Genomic DNA, 11,171 nt, shown 5'->3' on the forward strand with positions numbered 1-11,171 from the left:
CTTTTACTACTACTTTTACACCATTTTTTATTGTGCGAAATGCCTTTAAACGCTCCTGGTTATCTAAGAACCATGTTTGATAGACAGATTCCGGGTCTGACTTATATTCGTGAATTGTTTTTTCAATACTCATACTTTTCCCCCCGCGCATCTAATTCCTAATAGAATTCGGATAGGACTAGAATACCCCTGCAAATTTGGCAACGCAACATCGAATCCGCATAATGAGCAAGAGATCCCCAAATTACTCTAGGATAGAAATTGCGGGACCACTCTAACATCAAATAGAATCACTCTCATATAAGCAGCATCCACCCTTTCACTACAGTCTTCGAAATTATTTGCTAGCTATTGATACATCTACACCGTTGCGAATATAAAAAAGCTGCATAGCCTCGAGGGAGAGCTAGACAGCTTTTTTCGTTGTGGTACTCTACTATCTATTCCCGGATGTTCAACTATTGTTTTGGAATGTCCGTGCTTTGCTGATTGGAGTGACAGCTCGCAGTGTCATTCATCATGCCTCGGCCAGTCATGTCGTTCATCATAGAACCCATGTTAGCCATATGCTCATCCATTACTTTGGCTTGTTCTGGCGTCAGGTCACCGTCTTTTACATGCTGCTCAACCATTTTTTTATGCATCTCGTTCATATATCCCGTATTCATCATACCCTGTGAGGGCGATTCAGCAAATGCGAAGGTGGCACCCAACGCGATAACCAGCAATACTGCCAGACCTATAATTAAGCCTTTCCTCATTTTGTGTTCCTCCTTTGTTTGGATTTGCCTTTATTATAACAAGTCTTTATGAAGAACTTGTGAATATTTCATGAAGAACTTGTGTGAATTAACTCTATAAAGCGAGACTTAGCTTCAGGTGGGGTTTTAACCCCATCTGAAGTTTAGTCGACCAACTTCCAGGGACTTAGCCGCTCGCCTGTGCCCTTTGGGTATAACTCCCGCTTGTATACCCTAAAGGGCACAGGAAAGATGGGAGTGTTAGAGCGGCTTGGTCATCGGATAAATTTAATAATAGTGTAAGTAAATATAACTTGACGCTCTTTAGGCCGCCAATTAGAATAGAGTTAGTTACATAATATTACCTGCAAACTGTATTGTGTCTTCCTCCAGGCGTCAGCGAAGAGGCTGGACCATATCAAAGAAAGGAATCAAAATTCATGAGCATAATTGAAACGTTTTGCCATGTGATCGGCGAACGGGATAGATATACAGTCGAGCATAGCAAAAATGTGGCCTGTCTTATGGCTGGTTTTGCCGAGTATGCAGAACTGCCTGTTGAAGATGTAACACTTGCTTATGTTGTTGGGATTGTTCATGATGTGGGTAAAGTCAGTGTCCCTGACCATATTCTAAATAAACCAGGCCGCCTGACTGATGAGGAATTTGCCGTCATCAGGCAGCATCCGGACGTCGGCGCTGACCTTTTGGGAGAGGTTGACGGCCTAAATAAAGTGGCCACAATTGTACGTCATCATCATGAAAGGTATGATGGTCAAGGGTACGGTACCGGGCTGGCGGGTGATTCCATCCCCTTTTTTAGCCGTATGCTGGCGGTATGTGACAGCTTTGATGCTATGACAACCGTGCGTTGTTACCGGCGAGAACCGTTCAGTATCCCTAAGGCACTGGAGGAAATTGGCCGGTGTGCCGGTTCACAATTTGATCCGGCGATAAGCCGGTGTTTCATTGAGTTTATAAGCCGCCGCCAAAGTTATGGAAACTTATCAGCTGCACATGCTTAAGGCTCTCTTAAACTGCCAGTACTTTACAATTAATGTTGAATAATGTATAATTTTATAATGCATAATATATAGTATCTCAATATCATTATATGCAATGACAGGGCACGCATAATTTGGGGTTTTCAGAGAGCTGGCGGCAGGTGCGAGCCAGTAACACAATTATGTCATCCACCCTATGAGCATGCGGTGATGAGCCGCACGGAACACGCCCGTTATGCGTGCCGAGCGGACTCATAGCAGTCAATCAGGGTGGCAACGCGGGAGAATTAGACTCTCGTCCCTATCATATAAAGGGACGGGAGTTTTTTATTGTTAAGGAGGTATATATACCATGTTAGACATCAAATTCGTGCGGGATAACCCTGGCAAAGTGGAGCAGGCGCTGAACAACCGGGGGGCGGCCATGAGCTTGGACGAGTTTATCAGCAGGGAGAAAGAGCGGCGTGAGCTCTTAGCCGAGGTGGAAATACTTAAAAACAAGCGTAACACTGTCTCACCGGAAATCAGTAAAAAGAAAAAGGCCGGCGAAAACGCTGATGATATGATTCTGGAAATGCGTGAAGTAGGCGACCGCATTAGCGCCATTGATGCCAAAGTTAAAGAAGCTGAAGCCGCACTGGAAGGCATTATCATGAGCATTCCGAATGTGCCGCATGAGTCTGTGCCTATAGGCAAAGATGAGCATGATAACCAAGAAATGCGCCGCTATGGCACACCGCGTGAGTTCTCTTTTACGCCGTTGGCCCATTGGGAAGTTGGCGAAAAATTAGGTATTCTTGACTTTGAGCGAGGCGGCAAGGTAACAGGCGCCAGATTCACTTTCTACAAGGGGCTGGGTTCCCGCCTGGAACGCTCTCTTATCAACTTCATGCTTGATCTTCATACTAAAGAACACGGCTACACCGAATTTTTCCCGCCGTTCATCGTTAATGAAGCAAGCATGATTGGCACAGGCCAGCTGCCTAAGTTTGCTCAGGATATGTTTAAGTTGGAAGGTCTTGACTATTATCTCATTCCAACCGCTGAGGTACCGATCACCAACCTTCACCGACAGGAAATCCTGGACGCCAAGGACCTGCCGCTGTACTATACTGCCTATAGCGCTTGTTTCCGGGCTGAAGCCGGCGCCGCCGGGCGCGATACCCGCGGCCTCATTCGTCAGCACCAGTTTAACAAAGTAGAAATGGTTAAATTCAGCCTGCCTGAAGAATCCTATAATGAGTTGGAGAAGCTGACCCTCAATGCTGAAAAAGTATTGCAGCTCTTAGGCCTGCCACATCGCACCATGCTGCTGTGTTCTGGCGATATGGGCTTCTCCTCTGCTAAGACGTATGACCTAGAGGTATGGCTGCCCAGTTTTAACACATACCGTGAGATCTCGTCCTGTTCCAACTTCGAGGACTTCCAGGCCCGGCGCGCCGAGATAAAGTTCCGCCGCGAGCCTAAAGCCAAACCTGAATTTGTCCATACACTGAACGGTTCAGGCGTAGCCATTGGCCGGACAGTAGCCGCTATCTTGGAGAACTATCAGCAAGAAGACGGCTCAGTCGGTATTCCGGAAGTTTTACGGCCTTATATGGGTGTAGATGTAATAAAGTAAAAATAGGAACCCCGCGCTACGGGTCTTAGCGCGGGGTTCTGTTTTTCTATACATTGTTAACCGAGATGAGGTAGGGGCTTAAAAAATACATAATAATAGCAAATAGAAGTAGAAGTAAAAGGTATTTAATCATTTTCGCGCCTCGCTATACAAATTTTGTAGATTTTGTCAAAATAAGTATACCAAAAAACGGCAAATAAAAGAAGTGATATTAAGCAATATCATCAATGATAAAATATTAAGACTTTTCACAAATGCGAAAAGTGCTACACAGTGTAAGATAAATTTTGCTTATTGACAAATTTTACAGTTTATTGCTAAAATTAAATCAACTAAATAAACGGGATGATGGTTATGGGAGAGACTGCGTAATGCAGCGCCGAAGGAGTAAGCACTTTGTCAAACTCTCAGGCAAAAGGACTGTAACCGGACTAGACTCTGGAGAGCACATCTACAGTTGTAGGTGTCACCGATGGGGAGCCCCGCAGGGGCAAATCTCTCAGGTACAATGGACAGAGGCAAAGGGAAGTGATTCCGCTTTGCCTCTGTTTTTTATTTTGTCCAATTTTTTGTAAGAAGGATTGTACTTTGGGGCAGCGGACAGTTTGTCAGAGTAGGTACCTACCAAAAAAAGAGGAGATGATTTGCATGACAGCACAGGAGACGCCACTGTATGAGACTCATGTAAAGTATGGCGGCAAGATTGTCGAGTTTGGTGGCTGGCTGCTCCCGGTACAGTACACGGGAATTATTGAGGAACACAAGGCTGTTCGCGAAAAGGCCGGATTATTTGATGTGTCCCACATGGGTGAAGTGCTTGTTAAAGGCCCGGATGCGCTGGTCTTCCTCCAAAAGCTTGTTACCAACGATGTTGCCCGTCTGGCCGACACGCAGGTGCAGTACACGCCGATGTGTTACCCTGATGGCGGTACTGTCGACGATCTTTTGATTTACAAACGCAGTCATGATGAATATTTCCTGGTGATTAACGCATCCAATATTCAAAAAGACTGGAACTGGCTGCAAGAAAGTAGTGCCGGGTTCAACGTCAACTTGACCAACTTGTCAGATGAAACTGCTGAACTGGCCCTGCAGGGGCCGCTGGCTGAGGCCATTTTAAGCAAACTGACTGACGCGCCGCTCAGGCAGCTTGGGTATTACTGGTTTGTTCCCGAAACCAAGGTAGCCGGCAAGACGGTCATGGTTTCCCGAACCGGCTATACGGGAGAGGACGGCTTTGAGATCTATTGCCGCCCGGAAGATGCCGTTTATCTCTGGGAAGCTGTTATGGATGCCGGCAAACCCTACGGCCTGATACCTGCCGGTTTGGGTTGCCGCGATACTCTCAGGTTTGAGGCGACGCTGCCTTTATACGGACATGAATTGTCAGCCTCCATTACGCCAATCGAGGCCGGTATCGGGAAATTTGTCGCACTGGACAAAGGTGAATTTAACGGCCGCGCGGCGTTGGCCGGGCAAAAGGAAAACCGGCCTACACGCAAAATTGCAGGTTTTGTCCTGACCGAACGGGGCATCCCCAGGGCCGATTACCCGGTTGTGTGCGAGGGACGCCGGATTGGCGTGGTGACAACTGGCTCGTACGCGCCGACGCTTGACAAGAATATCGGGCTTGCCTTGGTTGAGGCTGAATACGTCAAACTTGGACAGCAATTTGATATTGAAATCCGCGGGAAATACGTGCCTGCCGAAGTAATCGCTAAACCATTTTATCATCGTTAACGGCTGCAAGCAGTCTCTTACTATGAATAAGATTCGACTTAAATAACAGAGAGGGGAAATGAAGATGAATATTCCAAAAGAGCTTAAGTATTCCAAAGAGCATGAGTGGGTTAAGGTTGAGGGCAATATCGTTACAATTGGCATTACTGACTATGCTCAGTCGCAGCTTGGAGATGTAGTGTTTGTAGAGTTACCCGAAGCCGGGGCGGAATTCTCAGCAGGCAGCGGATTTTCGGTAGTAGAGTCGGTCAAAGCGGTATCAGATATTTATGCACCTGTTTCCGGTACCGTTGTGGAAAGTAACGAAATCTTGGCTGATGCGCCAGAGACAGTCAATCAGGACCCGTATGGCGAAGGTTGGATTGCCAAAATTGAGATTAGCGGTCAAGCAGAACTTGGGGAACTTTTAGACAGTGAGGCTTACGAAAAGCTGGTTGCCGAGGGAGGCCACTAATATGCAGTGGAGCTATCTGCCGCACACCTCTGACGACCGTAGGGCCATGCTGGCGGCTATCGGTGTAAACGAGGTCAGGGATTTGTTTGCCGATATCCCAAGCGATTTGCGCATGAATCGTCCGCTGGAACTGCCGAAAGCGATGTCTGAGCCTGAATTGGCGGCCCATTTGTCCGGTTTAGCCGGGGGCAATGCGAGTGTGGATGAGTATGCCTGTTTTCTGGGTGCTGGGGCTTATGATCATTACATACCAAGTGTGGTTGACCATGTGCTCAGGCGGTCGGAATTTTACACAGCCTATACACAGTACCAGCCTGAAATATCCCAGGGATATCTCCAGGCCTTGTGGGAATACCAGAGTCTAATCTGTGAATTGACCGGTATGGCAGTAGCCAACGCCTCACTGTATGATGGCGGCACAGGCCTGGCTGAGGCAGCCATGATGGCTGCCAGTGCTGGCCGTACCGAAATTCTTGTCGCTAAAACAGTTCATCCCCATTACCGGTCAGTGCTTAACACTTATGCTATCGACCGGGGGTTTACCATTACCGAGATCGGTTACCAGGACGGGCAGCTAGATACCCAGGAGCTTCAGGGTAAATTAAGTAAAACGGTAGCGGCTGTCATTCTGCAGACCCCTAACTTCTTTGGCTGTATTGAAGATATCAAGGCTATTGCCGATATGGCGCATGCAATGGGGGCACTCATGATTACCGCCGTTGACCCGATCTCTCTGGGGCTGTTGGAGGCTCCCGGCAGGCTTGGTGCCGATATTGTAGTGGGTGAAGGCCAGAGTCTGGGAATTCCCATGTCATTTGGCGGTCCGTACCTTGGTTTCTTTGCGGTCACCGAAAAGTTGATGCGTAAGATGCCTGGACGGATTGTAGGCCAAACGGTAGACCATGAAGGCAACCGGGGGTTTGTGCTGACGCTGCAAGCCCGTGAACAGCATATCCGGCGCGAGAAAGCTACATCTAACATTTGCTCTAATGAAGCACTGTGCGCGCTGGCGGCTGCTGTGTATTTAAACACGGTAGGCAAAGAGGGCTTTAAACAGGTAGCCGCGCTGTCGCTTAACAAAGCCCATTACGCTTATCAGCAGCTGACAGGGCTGAAGGGCTGTGAGGGCGTATTCGGCGCTCCCTTTTTCAAAGAGTTTGTAGTGCGGATTACTAAACCGGTTGGCGAGGTCAACAAAAAGCTGCTTGCTGATAAGATTATCGGCGGCCTGGATTTGGGTCAATATTATCCTGAACTTAAGGGTTGTATGCTTATGGCTGTAACAGAAAAACGCTCGCGCGAAGAAATTGACCGGCTTTCAGCCAGACTGGAGGCAATGCTATGAGTTTGAGAAAAAGCAAAGCGCTGATCTTTGAGCTCGGCAAACAGGGCCGCCGCGCCCTTGATTTGCCAGCCTGCGATGTGCCTGAGGTGGCTATTGAGAAGCTAATCCCTGCCCAGTTCTTGAGAACAGAACCGGCTGAGTTGCCTGAGGTTAGCCAGCTTGACCTAATGCGCCATTACACCGGCCTGTCTGAGCGCAACTTTGGTGTCGACTCAGGCTTTTATCCACTGGGTTCCTGCACTATGAAATATAATCCAAAAATCAATGAAGACGCCTGCCGCTTGCCCGGTTTTGCTCTTATTCATCCGCTGCAGGACAGTGCAACTGTGCAGGGAGCGCTTGAATTACTGCATAACATGGAGCAATATCTGGCAGAAATTGCCGGGATGGATGCTGTGACTATGCAACCGGTAGCCGGTGCTCATGGTGAACTGACTGGCCTTAAGCTTATCCGCGCCTACCACCGTCACCGGGGTCAAAACCGCACCAAGGTAATTGTGCCTGACTCGGCGCACGGCACTAATCCAGCCACTGCTACAGTCTGCGGGTTAGACATCGTGGAGATCAAGTCCCACCCGGATGGTGCAGTCGACCTGGAGGCCCTAAAGGCCGCAGTCGGTGAAGATACAGCTGCCCTTATGCTGACAAACCCCAGCACGCTGGGATTGTTTGAGAAAAATATTAAAGAGATTGCCAAAATTGTTCATGAAGCCGGCGGTCTGCTCTATTATGACGGTGCGAACGCCAATGCAATCATGGGCATAACCCGTCCGGGCGATATGGGCTTTGATGTAGTCCACTTTAACCTTCATAAAACCTTCAGCACACCGCACGGCGGCGGCGGTCCCGGCTCAGGGCCGATTGGTGTAAAACAGGAACTGATTCCTTTCCTCCCTGCGCCTGTCATTGTTAAAGAGAATGATATTTTCCGCTTGGAAGAAAATCGGCCCTTGTCTATCGGCAAAGTACACTCTTTTTACGGGAACTTCGGCGTCATTGTCCGGGCCTACGCCTATATCCGGGCCATGGGGCCTGACGGCCTAAAAACCTCTAGTGAGGATGCTGTGCTCAACGCCAATTATTGTCTCAGCCAGCTTAAAGAGGTTTTCTATGCGCCGTTTACCAGATTCTGCATGCATGAATGCATTGTTACGCCCAAATACCAGAAAGCCTATGGTGTCCGAACCTTGGATATTGCCAAACGTCTCTTAGATTATGGCTATCATCCGCCGACGATTTACTTTCCGCTGATTGTCGAGGAAGCAATGATGATTGAGCCGACTGAAACCGAAAGCAAGGAGGCGCTTGACGGGTTTATAGAGGTTATGCACCGCATTGCCCGGGAAGCCAAAGAAGACGCTTCGCTAATTACCGATGCGCCGCGTACTACTGTAGTCGGCCGCCTGGATGAAGCGGCGGCTGCCCGCAAGCCTGTTGTAAAATGGAAAGGGTAAACCGTCTGCCCCTGCCTGATTCTATTCGTTTTGCCTATCCGCAAAAAACCAAGCCGGTCAGTGTGACAGGGACGAAATGTGAGCTTAATTGCGCCCACTGCGGCGGCCATTATTTGAAACACATGAAGCCGCTTGACGAGATCAGTGATGCTGGCGCTGACAACAGCGCCAGCTGGCTGGTGAGCGGCGGCTGCCAGGCCGATGGTGCTGTGCCGGTTGCAGAACATATTGGAAAACTTGCAGAACTAAAGCAGGGGCGGCGGTTCAATATGCATGTCGGGTTGGTAAATGACACGATTATTGAGCAGCTGGCAACTGTGGCTGACTGTGTGTCGTTTGACTTTGTCGCCGACCAGGCCACCATCAGTGATGTATTTGGAAATGATCGTACGGTTGATGATTATGTGGCCTGTTATCAATCCCTCCGGCGGAGAGTCAAAGTTATGCCGCATATCTGTATCGGCCTAAACGGCGGTGAGATTTACGGAGAGTACTCGGCGCTGGAGTTGTTGAAAGAGTTAGGAACAGAAGCGCTGACATTTATTATCTTTATGCCAACAAGGGGAACCAGGTTTGCCGACAGGCAGCCGCCCAGTCTTGCTGAGACAGCCAGGCTGCTTAGCCACGCCAGACTGCAATTTCCCGATATCCCGCTGCATCTCGGCTGCATGCGGCCAGGTGGCCAGTATCGGGAGGAAATTGACAAGTGGGCTGTCCGGATTGGCTTTGATACCATTGTCAATCCTGCCCCGGCGGCTGTGACGCTGGCCGAAAAGCTGGGCCTTACACTATCCCGGGGAGAGGAGTGCTGTGTGCTGTGAACATGTGGAAAATGTCAGCAGGCACAGCCTGCGTAGTTGGTAATAAATATCTTAAGACAGACGTACTCCCGACTACTGCCTACATTATGTTAGGCAAAAGATGCCGAAACAATTGCCGATTCTGCTCCCAGTCCAGGGACAGTTCCGCCCGGACCGACATGCTATCCCGTGTTACTTGGCCTGAGGTGCCGGCGCAGGAAGCGGCTGAGGTTATTGGCCGAGCCTTTCGGGACGGTCGTCTGAAGCGGGCCTGTTTGCAGGTTGTCAAAGGCAGTGAGAGCTGGCAGGCAAGTGTTGATGCACTGGCCGCATTAACCAGGGAAAGCGCAGTGCCTGTTTGTGTATCAAGTGCCATTGAAACCGTTGAACAGGCCCAAGTGCTTGTTGACCAGGGGGCAGACCGGATCTGCATTGCCCTGGATGCGGCTACTGCTGAACTGTACAAAGAAGTAAAAGGCGGTAATTTTGAGAAACGCAGAGAGCTCCTATACCAGTGCGCTGCTGAACTGCCAGGGCGGGTCAGCACCCATCTTATTGCCGGACTAGGAGAAACCGAAGAAGAAATTATAACAGCGATCGCCGACTGCCTGGATAAGGGAATCGGTGTGGGATTGTTTGCCTTTACCCCGGTGCGGGGAACAGCCTGGGCTGATAAAGAGCCACCAGATATCGGTCAGTATCGCCGCATCCAGATAGCCCATTTTTTATTGAAGAAGGGGCTTAGCCGGGGAGATTTCACCTACCAGGACGGAACACTCATTGCTATCAGCCTGCCTGATAAAGAACTGGGTTTGTTATTAGCTGACGGCAAAGCCTTTGAAACCAGCGGCTGCCCTGACTGTAACAGGCCCTACTATAACGAACGCCCCGGCGGCATTATGTATAATTATCCCCGAGCGCTGACACATATAGAAACTAAGCAGGCCATGATGCAAAGCGGACTATGTCAAGGAGAGGGTTCTTTTGACATAACTGGCAACGAGAACCGGCAGGAACCTGCATCATGAAGTGGCGAGTGATTAATAGTGGTATAGACTGTGGCGCAAGCAATATGGCTGTTGATGAGGCCATTTTGCAGGCCCACGCCAACGGGCAGGCGCCGCCTACGCTCAGGTTTTATGGTTGGCAGCCTGCGGCAGTCAGTTTGGGGTACTTTCAAAAGGCTGAAGCCGAAGTCGATTTAGCCGAATGCCAACGTCAGGGCATTGATGTCGTACGCCGCCTGACCGGAGGCCGGTCTGTACTCCATGACGCAGAGCTGACCTACAGTGTGGTAGTACGTGAAGACGAGCCGCTTATTCCAGCCACCATTACGGCCTCTTATCGTTATTTCAGTCAAGGACTGCTGGCCGGACTGAAACAACTCGGCATTGACGCCCACATGACAATGCCGACAGCAGCCTACGGACAAACCAAACGCAGGCAGGCTTCGGCCGCCTGCTTTGACGCACCTTCCCATTATGAGATTACTGTTCAAAATCGAAAATTGGTGGGTAGTGCCCAGGTACGTAAGCAGGGAGTCATTTTGCAACACGGCTCAATCTTATTGAAGTTTAATCCCCAGCAGATAGCCTCGCTGCTCAACCTGCCGACAGCCGAAACCAAAGCTGCCGTGGCTGCAATGCTGGCCAAGAGGGCCATCTCAGTCGCTGAAGCGGCTAACAGAGAAGTAAGCTGGGCTGAGGCCAGCGAAGCTATGTTGGACGCCTTTGGCCCAGCCTTGGGCATTGATCTCGAACCAGGCAGCCTAAGCCAGCAGGAACAGGCGACGGCCCGCGAACTGGCTGTCAGCAAATACAGCCAACCCAGCTGGAATCTGCTGCGCTAACCCCAAACAAACACCCTGACTCAAGGGGACGGTTCGAAACCACTGAAGAATGCCATGTTTTAAGCAGTAATACCATCCCGGTGCAGAGCCGTTTGGGGCAAAAAGTCGGTTGTGGGCAAAATCGAGTACAAGTACGCAAATAAAAGGATACCAGTGCCGCGATC

General features: G+C 49.7%; 10 protein-coding genes and 1 riboswitch. Of the genes, 9 read left to right on the plus strand and 1 reads right to left on the minus strand.

Annotated elements, in window-relative coordinates:
* Positions 1-458: 458 nt before the first annotated feature.
* Complete coding sequence (locus VN447_RS02480; RefSeq protein WP_325522471.1) at positions 459-761, minus strand: hypothetical protein; 303 nt, start codon at positions 759-761, stop codon at positions 459-461.
* Between the two features lie 419 nt (positions 762-1,180).
* On the opposite strand from VN447_RS02480, the gene VN447_RS02485 reads away from it, so the two are divergent.
* The 9 genes from VN447_RS02485 (at position 1,181) to VN447_RS02525 (ending at position 11,007) form a co-directional block, all read left to right on the plus strand.
* A complete protein-coding gene (locus VN447_RS02485; RefSeq protein ID WP_325522473.1) occupies positions 1,181-1,765 on the plus strand; it encodes an HD-GYP domain-containing protein in 585 nt (194 codons plus the stop codon).
* A 331-nt stretch (positions 1,766-2,096) separates the two neighbouring features.
* Positions 2,097-3,365: a serine--tRNA ligase gene (gene serS, locus VN447_RS02490; RefSeq protein ID WP_325522475.1), complete on the plus strand. Its 1,269-nt coding sequence runs from the start codon at positions 2,097-2,099 to the stop codon at positions 3,363-3,365.
* 345 nt (positions 3,366-3,710) lie between these two features.
* Positions 3,711-3,798: riboswitch (glycine riboswitch) on the plus strand.
* Between the two features lie 215 nt (positions 3,799-4,013).
* Entirely contained in the window at positions 4,014-5,105 is a 1,092-nt protein-coding gene (gcvT, locus tag VN447_RS02495; RefSeq protein ID WP_325522477.1) for a glycine cleavage system aminomethyltransferase GcvT, read from the plus strand.
* A gap of 64 nt (positions 5,106-5,169) precedes the next feature.
* A complete protein-coding gene (gcvH, locus tag VN447_RS02500) occupies positions 5,170-5,559 on the plus strand; it encodes a glycine cleavage system protein GcvH (RefSeq protein WP_325522479.1) in 390 nt (129 codons plus the stop codon).
* Between the two features lies 1 nt (position 5,560).
* Positions 5,561-6,904: an aminomethyl-transferring glycine dehydrogenase subunit GcvPA gene (gene gcvPA, locus VN447_RS02505; RefSeq protein WP_325522481.1), complete on the plus strand. Its 1,344-nt coding sequence runs from the start codon at positions 5,561-5,563 to the stop codon at positions 6,902-6,904.
* A complete protein-coding gene (gene gcvPB, locus VN447_RS02510) occupies positions 6,901-8,358 on the plus strand; it encodes an aminomethyl-transferring glycine dehydrogenase subunit GcvPB (RefSeq protein ID WP_414714868.1) in 1,458 nt (485 codons plus the stop codon). Before gcvPA ends, gcvPB begins: the two co-directional genes overlap by 4 nt.
* Positions 8,346-9,179 (plus strand): radical SAM protein, encoded by an 834-nt coding sequence (locus VN447_RS02515; protein WP_325522483.1) that lies wholly within the window; start codon positions 8,346-8,348, stop codon positions 9,177-9,179. The genes gcvPB and VN447_RS02515 overlap by 13 nt, the downstream gene beginning before the upstream one ends.
* Before the next feature lie 2 nt (positions 9,180-9,181).
* Positions 9,182-10,186 (plus strand): radical SAM protein, encoded by a 1,005-nt coding sequence (locus VN447_RS02520; protein ID WP_325522489.1) that lies wholly within the window; start codon positions 9,182-9,184, stop codon positions 10,184-10,186.
* Complete coding sequence (locus VN447_RS02525; RefSeq protein WP_325522485.1) at positions 10,183-11,007, plus strand: lipoate--protein ligase family protein; 825 nt, start codon at positions 10,183-10,185, stop codon at positions 11,005-11,007. The genes VN447_RS02520 and VN447_RS02525 overlap by 4 nt, the downstream gene beginning before the upstream one ends.
* Positions 11,008-11,171 lie beyond the last annotated feature (164 nt).

The sequence above is a fragment of the Sporomusa sp. genome (assembly GCF_035561155.1).
Classification (GTDB): domain Bacteria; phylum Bacillota; class Negativicutes; order Sporomusales; family Sporomusaceae; genus Sporomusa.

What these genes read in the sequence shown, in the direction of transcription:
- VN447_RS02515 (WP_325522483.1), top strand. Translation starts at nt 8,346, where the DNA reads ATGGAAAGGGTAAACCGTCTGCCCCTGCCTGATTCTATTCGTTTTGCC.
- VN447_RS02485 (WP_325522473.1), top strand. Translation starts at nt 1,181, where the DNA reads ATGAGCATAATTGAAACGTTTTGCCATGTGATCGGCGAACGGGATAGA.
- gcvT (WP_325522477.1), top strand. Translation starts at nt 4,014, where the DNA reads ATGACAGCACAGGAGACGCCACTGTATGAGACTCATGTAAAGTATGGC.
- gcvPB (WP_414714868.1), top strand. Translation starts at nt 6,901, where the DNA reads ATGAGTTTGAGAAAAAGCAAAGCGCTGATCTTTGAGCTCGGCAAACAG.
- gcvPA (WP_325522481.1), top strand. Translation starts at nt 5,561, where the DNA reads ATGCAGTGGAGCTATCTGCCGCACACCTCTGACGACCGTAGGGCCATG.
- VN447_RS02480 (WP_325522471.1), bottom strand. Translation starts at nt 761, where the DNA reads ATGAGGAAAGGCTTAATTATAGGTCTGGCAGTATTGCTGGTTATCGCG.
- serS (WP_325522475.1), top strand. Translation starts at nt 2,097, where the DNA reads ATGTTAGACATCAAATTCGTGCGGGATAACCCTGGCAAAGTGGAGCAG.
- gcvH (WP_325522479.1), top strand. Translation starts at nt 5,170, where the DNA reads ATGAATATTCCAAAAGAGCTTAAGTATTCCAAAGAGCATGAGTGGGTT.
- VN447_RS02525 (WP_325522485.1), top strand. Translation starts at nt 10,183, where the DNA reads ATGAAGTGGCGAGTGATTAATAGTGGTATAGACTGTGGCGCAAGCAAT.
- VN447_RS02520 (WP_325522489.1), top strand. Translation starts at nt 9,182, where the DNA reads ATGTGGAAAATGTCAGCAGGCACAGCCTGCGTAGTTGGTAATAAATAT.